This window comes from Vreelandella maris (genome assembly GCF_013371085.1).
In the GTDB taxonomy this organism is placed as follows: domain Bacteria; phylum Pseudomonadota; class Gammaproteobacteria; order Pseudomonadales; family Halomonadaceae; genus Vreelandella; species Vreelandella maris.
Genome location: NZ_JABWCV010000004.1, coordinates 164723 through 185872, shown reverse-complemented (window position 1 = coordinate 185872; position 21150 = coordinate 164723). Strand labels below are relative to the sequence as shown.

Here is a 21150-nt window from a genome sequence, read left to right as displayed (position 1 = left end):
ACTTAGCCAACATCTACCGGTTAGATTAGCAGAGCCAGCGCTGAACAAACTGCTCGGCGGCCAGTGGCCGGTCAAAGTAGTAACCTTGACCTTGGTTGCAGCCAAGTGAAAGCAAGGCGGCGATTTGATCTTGGCTTTCAATACCTTCGGCAATGGTTTCAAGCCCTAACGTGTTCGCCATGGCAATAATCGTCGCCACGATGACACGGTCATTGTCACTAGTGAGCATATCGCGGACGAAGGAGATATCGATTTTTATTTTATCGGCGGCAAAGCGCTTCAGGTAGGCAAGCGATGAGTAGCCGGTGCCAAAATCATCGATAGATAGCCCCAACCCCTTTCCCTTTAATACTTCGGTCATGGCGATCGCTTTTTCAGGATTTTCCATGATGCCGCTTTCGGTAATTTCCAAGCTAAGTTGCGAGGGCTCGATGCTGAAACTAGCACAGCTATCAAGCAGGTTAGCGACCAGGCTTTCTTCCTCGAACTGCTGTGCGGCTATATTGATCGCTAGCTGCCCCGGCATTGAATGGCCCAACGCCCGCCACTCAGCCAGCTGTCGGCAAGCTTCTTCAATCACCCAATAACCAAGCGCTACAATCATCCCACGCTCCTCGGCGATGGGAATGAATTTACCCGGCGATACGTCGCCAAGCTCTTCATCGTGCCACCGGCACAGCGCTTCGGCGCCAATTAATTGGCCACTGTTTAAATCAACCTGGGGTTGAAAGTGCAAGCTTAACTGTTTTTCTGCAATAGCGGACGCTAAACGCTTGGCGATATTCAACTGCTCAGCGACGACGCGCCCCATCCAGGGTTCAAATATACAGGTGGAAAGCTTTTGTCGTTTAGCCTGGTACATGGCGATGTCAGCATGCTTCAAAAGCTCCAAGGGCGTTGCCGCATGCTGGGGATAAAGCGAAATACCGATGCCCATTGAGAGTTCAAAGGAGTGCTCCTCAACCAGCATCGGGTATGCAATGCTATCGCACAGCCGCTGAGCGGCAGCTAACGCACCAATCGCTCCTACGCCAGGGCAAACGACGACAAACTCATCGCCCCCTAATCGGGCCAAAAACTCATCCTTCGTTAGCGACGCAGCAAAGTTACTAGCAACGGCCTTTAGGACTAAATCGCCCAAATCATGCCCTGCAGTATCATTGATCTCTTTAAAATGATTCAGATCCAGCAGCAATAGCGCCAGTTCAGGGCTCTGCGTATCGGCGAAGACTCGCTCTAAGTGGCGCATAAAAGCGGCCCGATTAGGCAATTGAGTGCCAGGATCACAAAAAGCTAATTGGCGTATTCGTACTTCGTCTCGCTGACGTTCAAGCTCTGAAGCTGCACGCGCCGCAAATATCTGCAACACATTACGCACGATATCCACATCGTCTAGCGGCTTTTTAAACATGACGCCCATAAGGCCCACTGGTTGACCGTGGCTGTTATCAAGCCGACGCCCTACATAGCCGTTCACCCAATTTAGCGCCCCGTTGCTCTCCTTAGGCAGCATGATGGCGGCACCCTCATGAACGATACACTCCTGCTCAACCATCACCTTATGGCAGGGAACCCCAGGCAGATAGTAGGCAAAATTATCCTGCAGTTCACCATTTACATATAGCGTTAAGGTATGCGCAAAATCCGAATCCTGCTCATCTAATAACGCGATAAACCCCACGTCGGCAGACAGCGCCTCCGCCATATGGGCGGTTAGTTGGTGCAAAAACGCTTCGCCACTTGTTGCTGAGACCGCTGTTGCAACGCTAACAACCGCTTGCTGAAAGCGTTGCTGTTCATTAATGATATTAACCAGTGTTTCATTGTGCCGACCAATACGCTGCAATGCCCGCTTCTTATACAGTAGCCGCTCTTGGGTATGGCTTTCCGCTAACTGACGTGCCAGCTCAGCCCCTGCCAGCGCAGAAGCAATACGTAATACGTCATCGGCATATATAGGTAGTACCAAAGGAGAGGAGTGCATTAGCGCAATAACGCCTAAAAAGCTGCCATCAGGCGCTGTGATAGCGATGCCCCAATAACCTTCAACGTTGAGTAAATTTAGCCGCTTATCATTCGGGAAGTGCTGGCAAACTCGAGAGGAAATAAAATAAGTTGAGAGATCAGCTACTTGTTGGCATGGCGTGGCTTCCAAAGCATAAGTCCCCCCCTCGCTGAACGCTTCCTGTGACCATATGGCCAGCGTGGTCGCCATTTCATGGTGGCTATCGATATGCTCTACAACGGCATGGTCCACCTTGAGAATATCCGCTAAGGACCTCACAAGGTGGTGAAAAAAACCCTCTTCGCTGACGTAAGACAGCTTATCCGCTAACTGTCGAAAAATTTCTGGTGCCGAGGTAGGGGACATGTTATTAAACGCCTTCGGATTAGTCGTGCCAAAATCAAGCTACTTGCCAGCTCTTTCTGAACAGCATTTTTGAAAACCTCACTCATACACGCCATATAAAATATTCCAGCATCTACTTAGTCTTCAAAAGCGTTAATGAAAAAATCAGATCTCTGACATCTATTCACTTTTAAAACCTTCCAGCTAGAAGCTCAGCACTGCCAAAATTAACTCATACTTTATGATTAAACGTTGTCATAAAATTTTTGTTTCTTTGCGGCATAAACCTATCCGCTTCAAACTTCCAGGTTTAACCCTGTGCATTTAGGTTTTTTTCTTTTTCAAACGCACAATTAAACTTATTTCTACCAACACTAACACCTCAAGCAGAAACCATATGAAACAAAAAGTTACCTTTATCATCCAAACCAACCTTAGAAGTTGATATTCAACCCAAACAGCCCTTCATGTCAATAGGTCGTTCCTCAACCATTTAGGTCTAATGGAGGACGTTGTGAATAAAACAGAACAGGATCGGCTCGCAGGCAGTATTGGCAGAGCCATTGCCAAACAGAGGGTTCGCTGTCAAATGACTCAAGAAGAAGTCGCTGAGAGCTTAGGCGTTGGCAATGAAGCCGTTTCTCGCATTGAGCGCGGGCGGGTGATACCCAATATTGTGCGTCTAATAGAACTTGCGGAGGTTTTTAATTGCGAAGCTGCCGAATTACTCGGTCAAGCAAGCTTTCATATTGATGACCAGTCAAGCAGGATGAAGCAGCTTCTAGCACCTTTAAACCAAAATGACCGACAACTTGTGATGGATATAGTGGAGAATTTAACTGCGCGCCTACAGCAAGGGTAACTGTATAAGATGGCAAGCATATATTCTTGTCATCTTAATATAAATTATATCGTGGCAATCGCTATACAAACCTATAAAGGTAATTATGACTTTTCCCATTATCTCAACAACAAATTAAACAAATTGAATGCACTTTATTGGTGTTTAATGTATTACACTTCTATTCCAGGATTCTTTCATAAAACAATTTTAAAACACTGATGCGTCCTATTGGTTGCACAACCATTTTTATGCTATAGAAAAGCCTGATGTAAATAGTCAGGTTTTGCTATTCAGCCATCGCAGCGTTGCGCTGCAAAGAGGCGTTATGTTCAACACGACTGCTTGGAACCGCCTGCGCTATACCGCTTACGCCCCTTTTTATGATGTGGTTGCTGCTCGTGCTTTCCGCAGGCCAAGGCGTATTGCGCTAGACCAGGTGGATTGGGAGCCAGGTATGCGGGTGTTATTGATCGGCGCCGGTACAGGGCTAGACCTGCCTTTTCTGCCGCAGGATATCGAATTACACGCCACCGACTTAGCCCCAGCCATGGTTAAACGCACGGCTAAACGGGCTGAAACGCTACGCCGCGATGTGGAGTGTCGGGTGATGGATGCCGAGGCGCTCAACTACCCCGACGAGCACTTTGACGCCGTCATCATGCATCTTATTATTGCGGTCATGCCCAACCCAAAGCGAGGGCTTGCAGAGGCGCACCGTGTGCTTAAACCCGGCGGCCAGCTGTGTGTGATGGATAAGTTCCAGCCGGATGAACAGCCTGCTGGGACGGGCCGACGTCTGTTGAACCATCTAACCTCAGCGCTTGCCACCGATATTACGCGCCAAGCACAGCCACTGCTCAGCGAAGCTGGGTTTCAGATTCGCCACGACGAACCGGTGCTAATGAATGGTCTGTTCCGTGCGGTCCTGGCCGTCAAGCCCGCTCCTTCTAGCCGCTAAACATGTGACTATTTACCGCTATGCACAGGCTAGCGGTTGCTAATTAAACTATCTAAGCTGTCTGGCTAATTTACCGATACCACTCGGATTCAAGCCAATGACAGCCCACCCCTCTCACCTAACCAGTAAGCTGCTTTTTGCCCTGTTTAGCCGCTTACACCTGTATATTGGCCTCTTCGTCGGCCCTTTTATTCTTATCGCGGCACTGTCTGGTATCGCTTACTTACTCAGCCCACCACTTGAAGAGTGGCTCTATCATGACACCCTGTATGGCGTTACGCAGGGTGAGCCTCAGTCACTTGCTGAACAGATCGCTGCTGCCCAGCGGCACCTGGGCGCCCCAACCTTGCCCAGCGCGGTGCGCCCTGCACCGGCTTTAGGCGACACCACCCGACTGATGTTTAGCGAGTCAGGACTGGGGCCTTCTGAACATCGGGCGCTGTTTATCGATCCCATTACCCTGAAAGTAACCGGCGACACAACGGTCTACGGCACCAGCGGTATCTTGCCGCTACGCACATCGATTGATCACTTTCACCGCCAACTGCTGATGGGCGATGTAGGGCGCCTTTACAGCGAATTAGCCGCGTCTTGGCTTTGGCTTTCTGCTCTGGGTGGCGTCATATTATTGTGGATGCGGCAACGCCATGCGCTGAAAACGCTTTCTGCAGCCCATACAACCCGTCGGCGCCACGCTACGCTGGGGCTAGCACTGTCGCTCGGACTACTGTTCTTCTCGGCGACGGGGCTCACTTGGTCCCAATGGGCAGGCGGCAATATTGCCGAGCTGCGCAATGTCTGGGGTTGGAACACACCTAGCGCCTCAACGGCGCTAATCGACACTGACGACCAAGCCCCCGACGAACATGCCGAGCATCACCGTCATATGGCAATGGTTTCCTCGACCATCACTTTAGAAGATTTTGATCGCGCGTTGAGTGCAGCACAAGCAGCAGGTTTAACGGCTAGCCGCCTCCAGCTATCCCCTCCGGCCAGTGAAAATCAGGCCTGGCGCGTAGCAGAAATTGATCGGCGCTGGCCCACCCAGGTAGACCAGGTCGCGCTGCATCCGCACAGCATGGCGGTCACCGATCAAACCGACTTTGAGACGTTCCCCTTAGCCGCCAAGCTCACCCGCTGGGGGATTGACCTGCATATGGGGGTTCTCTTTGGCTTGGTCAATCAAGTAATGCTGGCATTGATCGCTGCAGGGCTTGTGACGCTAATGGGCTGGGGGTACGCCATGGCATGGCGGCGGCTGCGCAAGGCGAGTGGTCAGCGTTTTCCCACGGTTTCAGAGCCATGGTTACTGCTCCCGATCAAAGCCAAGCTCAGCGTGCTGTTAGTTGCTATCGCGCTAGGCGTGGTGCTGCCTGTACTGGGTGTAAGCTTGGCTTGTTTCATCGTGATTGATGCGCTGCGCTGGGCTATTAAAAAGCGGTACACTGCCAGTAGTCTTAATGCCCACCACTGACATACATCGAGGTGAACGATGCCCAAAGCCCCCGTTAAGCGTTTTCGCCGCTTATCCGATGACGAGCAGTCACGCGTTATCGAGATGGCCTGGGAAGACCGAACGCCGTTTGAAGCAATTGAAACGCTGTTTGGCATGAGCGAACCGGATGTGATTGAGGTGATGCGCCACCAACTCAAACCCGCTTCGTTTCGTCTATGGCGTAAACGCGTCACTGGCCGCACCACTAAGCACCAAGCTCTGCGTCCACCGAATGTTCTACGCGGCTACTGTCCCACGCAATATAAGCGCTAATCTTTAATAAATTTGCTGCTATTCAGAAAATACACAGTTTAACCATCATCCCGAATAGAGGAAAATTGGTTGGTTTCGATATCTAAAGCACATCAACGATCATATATCTAAACCAGCCCCGCGCTTGCGAAGCCACTCTTTACGCCCACGCCAGTCGGGTAGGACTTTATCGACCTCATTCCAGAAAGCGTCTGAATGATTGCGGTGGTGAAAGTGGCAAAGCTCGTGGACGGTAATGTAGTCAATGATTCTTGGCGGGGCCATCATGCATTTCCAATGAAAATTCAGCGTGCCACTGCGGCCGCAACTGGCCCAGCGGTAGCCCATATCCTTCACTTTAATAGCAGGATTCTCTACACCCACTTTGGGGGCGAAAAAAGCCACCCTGTCAGCGAAGCGCTGCTGGCCTTTTTCGCTATAGAAATTTTCAAAAGCGGCTCTTGCGGCGGCCGTGCCACCCGTTTCGATGAGTTCACGGCTCAGACAAAAGCGGCCCTCTTTGAGCTTTAACGGCTTATCCTGATGGGATATCAACGCCAGCCGATAAGCGCCGCCCAAATAGAGAAATGTTTCTCCGTTGACCCACTCCCGAGTAACAGCGGTGGCATTTAAATCCTTCCACTCTGCTAGATTGCGGTAAATCCACAAACGCTTGCTGACGACTAATGCGTCTACCTGCTCCAGCGAGTAGTTAACCGGAGGACGCACCACCACCTGCCCGTTTCGTTCAATCACAATATCGGTAGTCTTTCGGGTGCTACTGGGAAGCAGGTGATACTCAATGTCTCTTACTTTTCTCGCGATCATCGCTGATTCCCTTCGCTCTTAGCGCCACTGAGTAATGCCTCGTGCCGGTTTTTGGCCAATTTCATAATTTCAACCGCGAGGCGTTCTCGGCTGGTTTTCAACTCGTCAATCCCAGTGAGCGTAAGCGCCGTTTTAATCTCGCTTCTAGTGCGTTTCTGCTTGTCGGCATTGTGCCAAAAATCGATGCTGCCAATACTCTGCTGTAAGGTTTCTACAATCGCCTCCATGAGTGCCTTAATCTTTGGCTGTGCACTGGCAGGTATTTTGCCTCCGTCAAAAGCCTCTAAAGCAACGTGCTCGTAAAAAGTGGTCGCCTCTTTACTCATCCCCGCATCGCCAGCTTGACGGCCTTGTGACGCAACTTTACGCAGTTTCACCAGTTCTTCAGCAAGCTTATCCCACTCTCCCTGGTGGCGATCGATCAGTTGCTCTACTTTCTCCGCGAGACTTTTATAAAACGCTGGATCTTCATCGTGATGCACAGTGCAATGCTTGCGAATAGCATGTTCCATCTCACTGGCTTTAGCTTCGGTATTATCGCCTGAGTGTGCGTTTAACTGATCTAGAAAATCTTCAGACAGCAGCTCCACCGGAGGCACCTTAGGATTAATACCCAGGCTGATAAGGTGCTCATTGATTAAATCGCGTACCTTCTGCCCCGCATCCCCCAGACTCAGTGAGTCGTCCTTGTATCGCTCTTTGGCCACGCTTTGAATATAGCCTAGTCGTTTGGCAGGTACGCGATACGCCTGACCAGCACGATGAGGCAAAATAATATCCAGGCTGCTCAAGAATTTTTTCAGGTAGACATCGAAATCCGCTCTAAGCTTCTCATCCTTAAGCAGTGTGACCGCTGCATGTACGACTGAGGCATCGTCTTCAACATCCGGCAACTTGCCCTCTACGAAAGCCTGTACACCGACCACATGATGAGTAGCAAACATCTGCAAAAGACGCTGATAGCGCTCTTGCAATACAGGCATTTCAGACGTGATATTCTTCAAGCTACTGGCGAGTTCCTGCTGTTCATCCGTGGCAGCATACAGCGTTAATGCTTCGGTAAGCCTGTGGGTTAGCCCTACATAGTCCACCACATAGCCGCGTTGCTTACCTTTTTTCACCCGATTGGTTCGGGCGATAGCTTGCAACAGCGTGTGTTCACGAATTTTCTTATCCAGATACATGACCTGTTCGATGGGCGCGTCAAAGCCCGTCAGCAGCATGTCGCACACGATCAAAAAGGCGATACCGCTATAGGGCTTATCCGGGTCGTCGAAAGCAAAAGGTCTACAGAAATTTTCTACCGCGTTCCAGGCTCTAGCCTGCTTGCGAGACTCCGTAATGTAGGCGGCCTCGTTAGTACCATCGCTAGAAATTACGACGGCCGCTTTGATGAATTGGATGCGGCGAATTCGTTCCTCATCGGGTACAGGTTCAGCACGCAGCTTTGCCACCGCCTCAGCAAGCGCCCGTTGAATAGCTTTCTGGTAACGCACTGCCGCCAGTTTGGAGTGGCACACCACTTGTGCTTTAAAGCCATTCGGAAAAATATGCGCTAGGTAATGCGCGACCATATCTTTCGCTATCGCCTCAATTCGCTGCTCGGCCTCTAATATATCCCCCGTAGCGCCGTACTTTTTCTTAATGGCCAGCAGCTCTTCTTCGGAGCGATCCTTAAATAGATTCTCGAACTTCGTTTCGAAAGCATGCTTTTCGTTCAGCGCGGCATCCGAAGTACGCCCCTCATAAAGAATCTGTAGCGTTGTGCCATCCTCTACTGCATCCATCAACCTGTATTTATCAATATAATCACCGAAGCGTTTAACCGTGCGTTTCTCGCCATGACGCTCGGTGATCAACGGCGTACCGGTAAAGGCAATGCGTGCGGCATTCGGGAAGGCCTCGAAAATGTTCTCGCCCAACTCCGAACTCTGGGTACGGTGGGCCTCGTCAATCATCAGCAATATGCGGCTCGATAAATTGACCACACCGAACGTACTCTTGCTCGGAATCGCTTGATACGTGCCCAAGGCTTCGGCTACCGATAGTGGCAAGCTCTGGTCGGCAACCTGAAACTTATGCGCCATTACCATATTAACGTCGGACTGGTCAGTGGCCAGGTCAGAGCGTAACGCTTGCCGGTTCTCAATCACATTCACCCGCCCACCAATCAGGGTTGCGGTTTCTGCCAGCTGCTCTTCTAGATCAGTGCGATCATTAATAAGCACCAACTTGTAATCGTACAAATCTGTCGAGGCACGAATCATCCGCGCCACAAACACCATCGTCAGGCTTTTACCAGAGCCCTGGGTATGCCAAACCACCCCACTCCTATCCTCTACAGTTTGGCCATTGCGCAGTCGTTCGATAATCTTATTCGCCGCACGGAACTGCTGATAGCGGCACACTACTTTAATTCTCGGACCTTCGTCGGTATCCATAAACACCGACGAGGTCCGTAAAATCCGCAGTAGGTTGGCTTTATTAAGCATGCCGCTAATCAGTTGCTGTTGCTGATTCATGCTCTCGGCTGCGGCATCCTCACTAAATCTGTTCTTTTTTAAATCACCTACTTTCCATGGGTAGAAGTGCTCTTCGCCGGAGGTGATCGTTCCATAGTCAGCTTCCACGCCGCTGCTGCGAATTAGCAATAGATTGCTATGAAAAAGCCGGGGCTCACCCTCTTTCAGTCCCTGCCGAGCGGTATCTTCACGCCGGTTCATATAGCGTTGAAGTTGGCTATAAGCTTCAGCCATGGGGTTAGCACAAGTGGGGCCACCCTTTTTGCACTCCACCACAGCCAACGGAAGACCGTTCACGAACAGCACGACATCAGGAATGATGAACTGTTTGACGCAGCCGGGGGTATCAATACGAAATTGATTAATGGCAAGAAAGTGATTGTTCTCAGGGGAATCAAAGTCAAACAGACGAACGACGGGATCTTGTTCACCGGTCTCTTCGTTGGCGTCCACCTGAGCTTTTAACAACAACTTGTGCACGTCCTCATTGGCTTCTAGCAGCGTGCGATTCGGTTGGCGCAACAGCTGCTCGTGCAAATCCACTAGCTGCTTATCAGTCAGCCAAGTGCCCTTTTCGATACCAACATTTAGCGCCGCTACTGCCCGGTTGAACACCTCTGGCAGCAGCCACTGACGAAAATTGACGCGATGGCTTCGAGCCGGATCGGACGGGATTTCCTGGCCTTGGTCAATAACGTCCCAACCCAACGCCAGCAACTGTTGCAGAAACGGTTGTTCAACTTCAGTGTATTCACTCAACTGCCGTCTCCCTGGCTATTAACTGGCCGCTTGCAAAGGTACGGCAGTGAGTCTATTGAGCGCTAATTCGACGTTGGAGCGATCAAACAATTTGAGTTTACGCTGTGCCGAGTGATGCCCCCCCGGCCAGTGGCTCACACCTTCCATTAACGATACAGGGTCTGGCGCTGCTCGTGATTGGGACAACAACCAATCCACCGTGGCTAGTAGCTCCATACCAAAAGGCGACTCAAAGCCATCAATCAATTTGGTTGTTTTCTCCAGCGCTGGCAGATAAGCTTTCGCCTCGGTTTTGAGATATAGGGCCACTTTCTCCCGCTTGGCATCGTTGAACCAGATAGTATCCAGCGGATCGCTATCATTGATGCGTTTATCGCTTTTGAGATAGCTACCGTCCAGCCCATTGAGCAAATGTCGCAGCCGATCGGCATAGGGGCCGTAGCTGTTGGCCTCGAACCGAAGATCCAGCGGATTATCGATGCCTTCTGCTTCAATCGCTCTTTCAAGAAACCAAGCCAACTTTTGAATTTCCAACAAACTGCATTCCATGCCTAGCACCCAGTAACGGCGTACCAATTCAGCAATCAAGGCACGCGCAGGCGTTAATTGTTCTACGCCCTGACGTTTTGCAACATTTTGGTATTTGGCCGTCGGCTCAAAGACGATAATCTCGACACCCTGCAAATCGCCCAGTGCTTGGTCAATGTGGGGCTTAATCTCAGCCCAATCCAGCCCACCATTACCAGCCCCCAACGGTGGAATAGCAATTGAGCGCACTTGATTGCGCTCAATAAAGCCGCGCAGGTCAGCTAAGCCGTCAATAATCCACTGCAGTTGGGATTTCGCTCGCCAGTGCTGTTTGGTAGGGAAATTGACGATCCAGCGAGGCCCCATCAACTCATCGGTTTCAGTCACAAACATGTGACCCGTTTGCACTGCTCCAGCTTTGCAGGCTTGCGCATAGGCCGCCATATTGGCGGGGAAACGTTCTTTGAACATCAGCGCGATTCCCTTGCCCATCACCCCCACCGTATTAACGGTATTGACCAGGGCCTCAACCTCGGCATCCAGCAAATTGCCTGTTGTATAGGTGATCATAACTGACTCCTTAAAAATACCAGCTGGGCCGACAGTGAATATCCAACGTACCGCCCAGCTCAGCGGCCTGCTGCTGTAATTCTAGCTGCACCTGAGGGGTGTAACATATTGCCCCTAGCAATGCCTGGATAGGCACGTGTTGGTGAATCAGCGCTTCTGCCTGATAACGTTCAATTTTCTCAGGGTCATCCGGGTCACGCTGAAAGTTGCGCTGTTGCAGAAGTGGCCAATCAATAGCGCTCAGGCTGTCTAGGTCATTAAAGTAATGGGCAGTGACCGGGTAAGCATGGCGGTCGGTGAAAACAAACGGCAAACCTAGCTCCGCAATTTTATGCAGACTGGATACCAGAATCACGATGTCTCTGTTCGCCACCGACCTCACGCCGCCACGGCCAGTGTGGATGTTGTACATCATTGGCGAAAAGGGCGTGAAGTAAAAAGGCACATAGTCGTTTAGTACACCACCAGGTGCCAGCGGCACATCACGATGCGCACGGCGGCTAATTAGCTCTTCATTACCAATCACCACCCACTCCGGCGCACGCCTGCCGCCATGCCCTGCATGAAGACCATTCGCAAGAATCCACGGCAGATTCTGGCGATGGGTAATCCGCCAGATCAGCGCCTTTTCGGCGTTAAGATTCGGGTAATGATTAGGCATTGATCGTCTCAGGCTTGGCTTCAGGCTCAACTTGCACTGGCACTTCGCCAGTAAGCAGATCATGCATTAGGCCGGTTTTTTGTTTTTGAAGTTTAGCCAACCTCCTCTTTTCAATCTCCACAAGGTCTTGAATACGATTAAATTTGCTACAAATAGCCGCTTGTTCTTTGATAGAAGGAAGAGCTATCTTCAGCTGCTTCAAGTTTCCTGTATTGATTCTTGGTCGAGTTACTCCCTGCTCGTATCGACGAACTTGCCCCCTGGCCAACATACTGTTTAAAAAAAGCATGAAAAACTTATTCATCGCAATACTCGAGATACATCGAGCACGAAAGCAATCGGCCTTATTGATAGCTGCAGGCAAGTCATTAGGGTACATACATGACCTACCCACAGGAAACTTATCATCCCCTAGCCCGGCAATTAAAACATCCTCGCCAATCACTTTATTTCTTACCAGCGTTCCTGCATGCCTGTCAGAAACGTATGCTCTATCTGAGTCGTTATATTCGTACTTCAAAACATTTTGCAGCCGAACCACCCGAACGCCAGGGTCTTCAACATAATGCTCAGTTTTTAAATTGGAGCCGAAGGGCCCATCAACTACCGACTCTAAAACACTGGAAATAGCTGATATCTTCCACTCTTTCGGAATCCACCCAATTGGAGTTTCCTGGTACAGCTCCGGCGCTTGCTCGCGTGGCGAGCGCAGCTTTCCGTCGGGGCCGACACCACGAGTAAACAGGTCATGCATTAATCCTGCTTTGATCTGCTGGTATTTGTCGATCAGAACTTCGGTTTTTTCAATGGCCTGGTCGATAGCTTGCAGAATGCAGGCGATTTTTTGCTGTTCGTACTTACTTTTTGGATAGGTAAGAAGCAGGATCTTACCTAGGTCTTTGGGGACGTGGGGCACACCAGTGCCAGTTCTACGGTTCTGGATCCATTGAAAATTATAGAGAAGTAAGTAATAAAGAAGAAAACTATTAATACTGTCGCTCGGGGTTAATTTTGCCACGGTGGATGAAACCACGCCCGACAAACCTGTTCGGCACAAACCGCTACGCTCTCCATCCCATAGCATAAGCACGTCATGCTCATCGGCTGTTACCGCTAGGAATTTCGAACCATAGCCTTCTGATGCTCCGGAAAGCCTACTCGCTCCTAGGTAAGCAGCATAATTTTCTAATGGATAAGGACTAGTCGCTACTTTTCTACCTTTCTGAAAAGTGACTAACTCACCTAAAGAATTAGATAACCACTCACTCATACCCCAGCTCCACCAGGAATTCCTGCAACTGCTGCGATGCTTGATCTCGTTCGAATTCGATCTGGCGGGCGGTGACGGCGTATTTGGCCCATAGGTTTTCGATAGCTTTGATGCAGGCACGCTGCTCGCTGCGCAGGTAGCCGCTGTAGATAGCCAGTAGGCGGGTTCTCAAGCGCTCAATGATGACCGTTCGAGCCTCGTTAACTGAGATTTTCTTGCGCGCACTAGCAACCAGTTCGTCGCGTTTTTGCTCGATGGTCTTCAGCGTTTTTTTCTGCGTTTTGGCTTCATCTTCCAATGCTTTGTGGCGGCTCAGGCTAGCCTCAGCTCGCTGGGCGCTTTCCCATGCCCGTTGGCCTTGGCTCACTGCTTCACGCAGTGAGATAATCCACTCACTGCCGTAGCCTTGCTGCTCAGCCAGCTCGACAATGCGCAGCCCATTGCTAAATTCAGGCGCTTTGGTGGTCAGGCCCTCGCTGCTGTAAAACGCTTTTTTACTGCCTGCGGGTAGCAGGTCAGCATTTTTAAGTTCGATGAACAGGTTGTTGGCTAGGCTTTTGATGGTTTTAAGCTGGGCTTTCCATTCGGCGTTGAACGCTTTGAGCTCGTCCTTTTTGGTTTTGACCTCATCGCTGGGCAGCACGCCGCTATCGTCATTATCTTCAAAATCTTCCTCATCAGCAGCGGCAAACAGCGCCTGTAGTTCGGCCAGGCGCGCCTGCGCCTGCTCCTGCTCTTCCAACACGTCGGGGAATTGGCTTTGCAGAATTTCGTCATCCGGTATCAGTTCCGGCCCCCACCCGCTGGCGGCGATGGATTTAAAGTCTGCTTTGAGGCTATCTATATAGGTCGCAAAGGCGCCACGCACCTGAAACGGGGTAAGCAAGCCGTTATCGGCCAGGGCGATTTCGATACCTTGCAGTAACTGGCTACGCATCACGTAAACATTGCGGGGGCGAGCCTGCTGGTTATCGGCATCAGGGGCCAAGGCTTCCACCACGGGTAAGTTGTCATCCCACCATGTTTCCAGCACGTCCATGACAGTTTGATTGGCAACCTGAACACCGTGGTGCTGATTAATCAATCCGGCAATCTCGCGCTTATCCGCTAGCGCCGGGGCGAAATCCATATAATTGGCGTCACGTGCGACAAATAGCGCGGCTTTCAGGTTTTGGTAGTTCTGCCAGTAGTGATCCAGGCTGTCGATTTCCCGTACCGGCACGCCACCGTGTAGATGAGCGCGGACATCATGGGGTTCAGGTGGTGGCGCGTTGTCCACGTAGCGACGGATATTGCAGTTGTAATCTTCGCTATGCAGCTCAGTAATGGGTACCGGACGAGCATAGCCGGGGATCGTTGTTCCCTGACGATAGGCGTAGATGATTTTGTCGATATCTTCCGGGCGCAGATGGTTCTGGGCCTTACCTTCGCGGTACTCCCGGTCAGCATTGATAAATAGGACACTGCCTTGATCGCTACGACGCTGTTCGGCTCCCGCCTTGTTCAACACCAGAATACAGGCGGGAATACCCGTGCCATAGAACAGGTTGCCTGGCAGGCCAATGATGGCTTCTAAATACCCTTGCTCGATAAAATACTTGCGCGCTTCGCGCTCTTCACCGCCGCGAAATAGCACGCCATGAGGCATCACCGTGGCCATACGGCCATCGTGCTTCAGCACAGCCAGCATATGCTGCACAAACATCAGATCCGCTTTTTTGCCCTTCTCCGGCATCATTACCGGGAAGCGTCCTGGGGATTTCAGGTCTTTTTTGAGATAGTTCTGACTAAAGGGGGGGTTAGCAACCACCCGATTAAACCGCTTAAGCTCATTAGTCTCATCGAAGTGCTGGGGTTCACGAATGGTATCTTCCTGGCGAATATCGGCATGGGAAATACCGTGCAGCAGCATATTCATCTTACAGATAGACCAAGTGGTACCGATCTTTTCTTGGCCGTAAAGGGCCAGCTCACGAGCATCACCGCCTTTTTCGCGCAAGAAGTCGCGCATTTGAATCAGCATGCCGCCAGACCCCACCGTGGGGTCGTATACGCTCATGCCTTCTTCTGGATCACAAATCTCAGCACATAGCCGCACGACTTCCCATGGGGTGTAGAACTCGCCTGCCTTTTTACCCGCAGAATCGGCAAAGTATTTGATCAGCCATTCATAGGCAGCACCCAGCAAATCGGGGAATTCAAAATCTTCGTCGCGCAGCGGGATCTTCTCGAAATTCTGCACAAAGTCGGCAAGCGTATCGTCATCCAGCGTGCGCTGGCCGATTTTACGGTTGAAGTTGATGCCGCTCAGCACATCCTGAAGGGCGTCCGGATTGGCCTCTTCAATCGCCCCCAAGGCCTTGTTCAGCGCAGAACCAACATTTTCTTTTGCGTGTTTAAGCGCAGGGCGCTGAATAAGCTGCTTTTGCCCATCTTTAATGACTACCTCTTGCCAAGGTTCATTCCAGCGGGCTCGCTGCGGCACGTAAAAGTATTTCCCTGAGTAGTGGTCAGCGTCTTCCAGCTCGGTGGCAATGTCTTCCTCGTTCATGCCTTGAGCAGTAAATTGCTGGCGCAGTTCTTCTCTGCGTTCGTCAAACAAGTCGCTGGCACGCTTCAGAAACAGCATGCCAAAAATGTACTCTTTGTATTCGCTGGCATCCATGCTGCCGCGCAAGTCGTCGCAGGCGCGCATCAGCAAGCTTTCTAGGTGGGGAAGCGTCAGTTTTTGATTCATTGAACCCTACAATTTCAGTGTGCGCAGAATGGGAAACCACTCATTCCTGCTATATGGGAACGATTATACGGGACTCTCAGCCAGATCGGAAAAACTCGCCAAAATCTTTCAAGCTATTGTTTTATTTATAAATAAATCACTTAAAACTCTTCCATTCCTAATAAATCACGTATGCACGATAACCTGCATAAAATTGTTCAATATTTTACTCGCTGTTTAGTAGCCTCGCATGAACTAACAATCGCCTATTTTAAATCCATCTCTTTATTGTTATATTATCACATAACATAAATGAGTTTAGAGGAGTGCTAGCAATGACTGCGTTTTCTCCCCTACCCGTCACCGTGCTTTCGGGTTTTTTAGGTGCTGGTAAAACCACCGTACTCAATCATATTTTGGCCAATCGTGAAGGTCGTCGGGTGGCGGTGATCGTTAACGACATGAGTGAGGTCAACATTGATGGTGCACTGGTGCGCGGTGGCCCTGGCGAATCGACGCTGGATGGCAACGTGGCACTTAACCGTTCAGAAGAACGCATGGTGGAGATGAGCAACGGCTGCATTTGCTGCACCCTGCGCGAAGACTTGCTGATCGAGGTCAGCCAGCTGGCCCGCGAAGGAAAATTCGATTACTTGGTGATTGAGTCCACCGGGATTTCCGAACCGCTGCCTGTCGCGGAAACCTTTACCTTTGAAGATGAAAGCGGCCAGAGCCTATCCCATATCGCCCGGTTAGATACCATGGTGACCGTAGTCGATGGGGCCAACTTTCTTGAGCAGTACCGTGAAGCGCAAAGTTTGGCGGAAGCGGGGGAAAGCTTAGGTGAAGAGGACGAGCGCAATGTCGCCGATCTGCTGGTCGATCAAATCGAGTTTTGCGATGTGTTGCTCATTAGTAAGACAGACCTAATCAGCGAAAAAGAACTGGAAGCCCTGCAGGCGATTTTGCGCTCGCTGAACCCCGATGCAGAACTGGTGCCGATCACCCAAGGTGGCGTGCCGTTGGATAAAGTGCTCAATACCAGCAAGTTCAACTTTGAGCGCGCCCAACTGGCTCCGGGCTGGTTAAAGGAAATGCGCGGCGAGCACGTCCCAGAAACCGAAGAGTATGGCATTGGCAGCTTCGCTTACAACGCCCGCCGTCCGTTCCATCCGCAGAAATTCCACGATCTGCTTAACCAGGAGTGGTTCGGCAAAGGCCTGTTACGTTCCAAAGGTTTCTTCTGGCTTGCTACCCGCCCTCAGGCCGCTGGTCAATGGAGCCAGGCAGGCGGTATCGCTCACCACGGCCCCGCTGGCGTATTTTGGAAAGCCATTCCCGAAGAGCGTTGGCCAACCGATCCAGAAACGCGCCAATTTATTATGGAAAAATGGCAGGAGCCGTTTGGCGATATGCGCCAGGAGCTAGTCTTTATCGGCCAGAACCTGGATCAAGCCCAGATGCGCGAAGCGCTGGACGACTGCCTGTTAAGCGAGGTAGAACTGCTGGAAGGTACGGAAGCGTGGGAGAGATTATCTGACCCGTTCCCTTCCTGGGAGTAGTCACTGGAGTGATGAAAAACAAAAGAGAGAGGCCGCAGCCTCTCTCTAAAGTAGTAAATGATGAAGCTCACTATGCCTTTACACTTCCTATAACGTTAGTCCTCGCCTTTAGTTAGTGGCCATATATCGCAATGCCGCAACGACCAATGTGTTTAACAAAATACATGGTTTGGTCGGCTGCATTCATAAGCTCTCGGCTATTGGCAAAACCACCGTCGCTGAGGCAAGCAATACCGATAGAAACGGTGACATGGATAGGCTGACTTTCCACATAGGCGATAGGCTGTTCAGCCAGTTGATGTGCTACTTTTTTCGCTAACAGTTGGGCGGAATCGGCGTCTTCATCAGGCATTATGATCATGAATTCTTCCCCACCGAAACGTCCGGCTAGGTCGCTATCTTTTATAAGCCTCCTGATGAGCTTTCCAAAGTTTTCTAGTATCACGTCCCCCACCAAGTGCCCATATTGGTCATTGATCGTTTTAAAATGGTCTAAATCAATAAACGCCACCGAAAGAGCTCGCCCCTCCTCCCGGCATTGGGCAAAATGTTCGCCCAATTGTTCTTCCAACCATCCACGATTAGCCAGCCCTGTGAGCGGGTCTATGCGGCTGCGGACTTCTAACTCGCTTTGACGCTCAAGCAGGTTTGCTAGCTCTGACTGCTGCTGTTCTAAGCGCGCATTCAAAGCCAATGTTTGTTGGAACAAGAGATCCTGTGCTTCCGCTAATAATTCTTCGCTATCCTGGTTTTTTGGGGCCGTAATTTCTAGGACATCTGCTAATGAGGGAAGCTGCTTTTCAATAGTGGAGAGCAGTGCAGCAAGTTCGATTTGCTGGGCTTTTGTGTGGCTTTTAAGCTTGCGCATTACACTGACCAACGAATGGGCAGGAGAAGGGGCAAGCCAAGCATCGGCGATATGCCCAGAAAGGCGCACACAGAATAAGTCTATTGGGGCGGAAGCATAATCCGCATGACTGGTACCAATCGCTTCGGCAAGATGAGTGGGAACACCCCATTTTGCTGCTAGCCAAGCACCTACGGTAGCGTGATCGCAGCCAAACAGCAGTTGCTCTGAATGGCTAAGGTCGGAGTGGTGCGTTGGTAGCGGCTCATAGATGGCTTCAACATCGTCAGGATAAAGTGCTTTTAGCGCCAATACCCCTATGTCTTGCAGAAGTGCTGCCGTAAACACAAACCCTGCTTCCCCAGGACACAATTGCTCTGCCATGTAACGCGCCGCAATAGCAGCAATTAAAGAGCGACTCCACACCTGCTGCAAATAAGCAGCTTGGTCTTTATGTTTGAACAAGTTAAAACTTAGCGTGGTGGCTAAGGTAGTGTCTAAGCCAACACGCGCCACCGCCTCTTGGCAAGTATGGATGGTCGGTGCACTACGAGCGTAATAAGCGCTGTTGGCCAGCGCCAATAAGCGTATGGTTAGTATTGGGTCCGTTTGAATGGCTTCCGCATAAGCCTTTACACTCGCATTTGGAGAGCGGGCAACGTCGAGCACTTTAATCGCGGCAGACGGTAGTGTCGGTAGAGTGAAGCAGTTATTAAGCCCTTCGCGTATAAAGTCGGGCAAGGTAGAGGTTAAGCTGAGCTTTTGGCTATTGTCGGTTGGTTGAATAGCTAGCATTTCGGTTCCCTTGGAAAAGTATAGCTCCGAGTGTTAGCACCCAGGCGCCTAACTTATAGTTCTTCCCTGGCTAGGAAGGTACGACAACTCCAAAGCTTAGTCTAAAATCCTGTTTTGCTGAACTTATTGCTTGAATTCAGGTTTGTTAGCCATTGATTTTTGCCCACTCGCCACCCACTCAAGCACTTGTGGATAGGCGCGCTGCTCGAACACGGCGAAGCCCTCAAAGCGACGGGCTTTAAGCGGGGTAAACACGGGCATAGTTAAACCACATAGAAAATGCGCCAACCGATGCGCGCTGGGAGGCTGGCCGAACTGCTCAGTGTGCCGCTGAATGAACGGAGCAGCATAGCACTGAAACTGCGCATTGCTCGGTACAGGCTGCGGCGGCGCATCCGGCAGCGTTACGGGTTGGCCGTAACATACCGAGCAGTGCCCGCAACGGCCCTGCTCGGTGTCGGATGGGCTCTCAAACGTGCGATCACCGAAGTGCTCCGCTAATCGACGCGTCAGGCAGCTCTCCGACTCAAAGAGCGCCAACATCGCCTGTAGCCGCTCTATCTCGATGCGTTCTCGGCCCAGGCAGTCGTCGTATAGCTGGCGAGCCAACGCCTCTACTGGAACAGTCGACTGGCAGATCTCATACACGTCGGTCATCCGCTTGCCTTCCAGGGTCAGCCAGCCCTTTTCCTGAAAATACTCAAGCGCGGTGATCACCCGGCTGCGGGAGGCGTCGACCTGCTGTGTTTGCCCCGCGCGAAGCAAGCGCTCGAAATCTACCGTGCCCCAGGTGCGAGCCATGGGGATATGGTCAACCAGTAGACGCACAAAGGCCGCCCGCTCGCCTTCGAAACGGCTCACCAACGCCACCGGCTCGATGTGATAACGCAGCCGATACTCGGCCAGAAACGAAAAACGCGGTGCAATCACCCCATGCATTTCCAGCCGCACCAGCAGCGTCTTAAGCGGCAGGAGACGGATATTGGTATCGCGGGAAAGCGTGTTGAGCAGCACTTCCCACTGGCGGTCTGGCGTGTTGGCGGCGGATGCGATCTCCTCAAGCAATCGAACAATGCCGCTGTATTCCGGCGTGTCACCGTAGACAAAGTTCTCCAGTACCCGCAGGCCGTCACGCCCGGCCATGGTTAGGCAGGTGGAAGGCAGCCCATCGCGCCCTGCCCGGCCAATCTCCTGGCTATAGTTTTCGATCGATTTGGGCAGATCAAAATGCACCACATTGCGAATATTGCCCTTATCAATGCCCATGCCAAAGGCAATGGTGGCCACGATGCAGGGCGACTCACTGCTCATGAACTGACGTTGAATCTCGTCCCGCCGCTGGGAGTCCAGCCCCGCGTGGTACGCCTGAGCGGCGATGCCCTGAGCCTTCAGGGCGCTGGCGACCTGTTCTGCCGTTTGTTGGAGTGTCACATAAATGATCGTCGGCGCTTCGCTGCCCGGATGCATCTGCGGCCTTAGCCACTCAACAAGCTGCTGCTGGCGATCTTCCATGGCCGGCGCTACCAGCAGCTCAAGGTTTGGGCGATAAAAGCCGGTAGTTACGATATGTTCTGGGGCGATGGCAAACTTATCGCGCATATCGTCAATCACCGCCGGAGTAGCGGTGGCAGTGAGCAGCAATACCTGGGGGATGGCAAACTCACGCTGGTAATCCGGCAGCTTGAGATAATCAGGTCGGAAGTTATGCCCCCACTCGGAGAGGCAGTGGGCTTCATCGACGACCAGTAGTGATATCGGCACCTGACGAAGAAAATTCCGGAAGCGCTCGTTTTTCAACCGCTCCACCGAGACCATGAGGATGTTTAGCTCCCCGCGTTTGGCCCGCTCCATGACATCGCGGGTGGCGTCGCGCTCTTGGGTGGAGTCGATACTTGCGGCGGCAATGCCGCGGGCTTGCAGAAAGGCGAGCTGATCCTGCATGAGAGCAAGCAATGGCGACACCACCAGTGTAAGGTGCGGCAGATGCAGCGCAGGAAGCTGATAGCAGAGCGATTTTCCCGCCCCGGTGGCAAAAATGGCTGCCGTGGAGTGGCCCTTCAAGACGTGCGATACCACTGCCTGCTGGCCGCCGCGAAAGTCGTCAAAACCGAATACTGTTTTTAGCGTCTGCTGCGGCGAAGCTGAGGTCATGGCCATTTCTTGGAGAGTCGTCAAGGCATCAGCGGCTAACCT

14 protein-coding genes are annotated in these 21150 nt (G+C 51.5%); 5 read left to right on the top strand and 9 right to left on the bottom strand.

Annotation, left to right across the window (positions count from 1 at the left end; all coding sequences use genetic code 11):
* Positions 1–25: 25 nt before the first annotated feature.
* On the bottom strand, positions 26–2371 hold the full coding sequence (locus HUO07_RS04730; RefSeq protein ID WP_176302596.1) for a putative bifunctional diguanylate cyclase/phosphodiesterase: 2346 nt from the start codon (positions 2369–2371) through the stop codon (positions 26–28).
* A gap of 493 nt (positions 2372–2864) precedes the next feature.
* Between HUO07_RS04730 and HUO07_RS04725 the strand changes: the two genes are divergently transcribed.
* The 4 genes from HUO07_RS04725 to HUO07_RS04710 all read left to right on the top strand — a co-directional run bounded on the left by HUO07_RS04725 (position 2865) and on the right by HUO07_RS04710 (position 5920).
* Positions 2865–3212: a helix-turn-helix domain-containing protein gene (locus HUO07_RS04725; protein WP_176302595.1), complete on the top strand. Its 348-nt coding sequence runs from the start codon at positions 2865–2867 to the stop codon at positions 3210–3212.
* 307 nt (positions 3213–3519) lie between these two features.
* Positions 3520–4152, top strand: coding sequence for a class I SAM-dependent methyltransferase (locus HUO07_RS04720; RefSeq protein ID WP_176302594.1), 633 nt, complete (start codon positions 3520–3522; stop codon positions 4150–4152).
* 97 nt (positions 4153–4249) lie between these two features.
* Positions 4250–5626: a PepSY-associated TM helix domain-containing protein gene (locus HUO07_RS04715; protein WP_176302593.1), complete on the top strand. Its 1377-nt coding sequence runs from the start codon at positions 4250–4252 to the stop codon at positions 5624–5626.
* Positions 5627–5644: 18 nt separating this feature from the next.
* The gene (locus HUO07_RS04710) at positions 5645–5920 is read left to right on the top strand and encodes a TIGR03643 family protein (protein WP_176302592.1); all 276 of its coding nucleotides are present in this window, start codon (positions 5645–5647) and stop codon (positions 5918–5920) included.
* Between the two features lie 99 nt (positions 5921–6019).
* Here HUO07_RS04710 and HUO07_RS04705 read toward each other — a convergent pair whose 3' ends face one another.
* The 6 genes from HUO07_RS04705 to HUO07_RS04680 are packed head-to-tail and all read right to left on the bottom strand — an operon-like array spanning position 6020 to position 15774.
* Entirely contained in the window at positions 6020–6727 is a 708-nt protein-coding gene (locus HUO07_RS04705; protein WP_176302591.1) for a M48 family metallopeptidase, read from the bottom strand.
* A complete protein-coding gene (locus HUO07_RS04700) occupies positions 6724–10008 on the bottom strand; it encodes a type I restriction endonuclease subunit R (protein ID WP_176302590.1) in 3285 nt (1094 codons plus the stop codon). Before HUO07_RS04700 ends, HUO07_RS04705 begins: the two co-directional genes overlap by 4 nt.
* An 18-nt stretch (positions 10009–10026) precedes the next feature.
* The gene (gene darG, locus HUO07_RS04695; RefSeq protein ID WP_176302589.1) at positions 10027–11106 is read right to left on the bottom strand and encodes a type II toxin-antitoxin system antitoxin DNA ADP-ribosyl glycohydrolase DarG; all 1080 of its coding nucleotides are present in this window, start codon (positions 11104–11106) and stop codon (positions 10027–10029) included.
* Positions 11107–11116: 10 nt separating this feature from the next.
* Complete coding sequence (gene darT / locus HUO07_RS04690) at positions 11117–11767, bottom strand: type II toxin-antitoxin system toxin DNA ADP-ribosyl transferase DarT (protein ID WP_176302588.1); 651 nt, start codon at positions 11765–11767, stop codon at positions 11117–11119.
* A complete protein-coding gene (locus HUO07_RS04685; protein ID WP_176302587.1) occupies positions 11760–13037 on the bottom strand; it encodes a restriction endonuclease subunit S in 1278 nt (425 codons plus the stop codon). Before HUO07_RS04685 ends, darT begins: the two co-directional genes overlap by 8 nt.
* Positions 13030–15774 (bottom strand): type I restriction-modification system subunit M, encoded by a 2745-nt coding sequence (locus HUO07_RS04680; protein WP_176302586.1) that lies wholly within the window; start codon positions 15772–15774, stop codon positions 13030–13032. Before HUO07_RS04680 ends, HUO07_RS04685 begins: the two co-directional genes overlap by 8 nt.
* 314 nt (positions 15775–16088) lie before the next feature.
* Here HUO07_RS04680 and zigA point away from each other — a divergent pair, with 314 nt between their 5' ends.
* Positions 16089–17315 carry a zinc metallochaperone GTPase ZigA gene (gene zigA, locus HUO07_RS04675; RefSeq protein WP_176302585.1) on the top strand — a complete coding sequence of 409 codons (1227 nt, stop codon included), beginning with the start codon at positions 16089–16091 and terminating at the stop codon, positions 17313–17315.
* Positions 17316–17427: 112 nt separating this feature from the next.
* Here the strand turns inward: zigA and HUO07_RS04670 are convergent, their stop codons facing one another.
* Together HUO07_RS04670 and HUO07_RS04665 are read right to left on the bottom strand one after the other, a co-directional pair.
* On the bottom strand, positions 17428–18957 hold the full coding sequence (locus tag HUO07_RS04670; protein WP_176302584.1) for a sensor domain-containing diguanylate cyclase: 1530 nt from the start codon (positions 18955–18957) through the stop codon (positions 17428–17430).
* A 123-nt stretch (positions 18958–19080) separates the two neighbouring features.
* A complete protein-coding gene (locus HUO07_RS04665; protein ID WP_176302583.1) occupies positions 19081–21108 on the bottom strand; it encodes a RecQ family ATP-dependent DNA helicase in 2028 nt (675 codons plus the stop codon).
* Positions 21109–21150 lie beyond the last annotated feature (42 nt).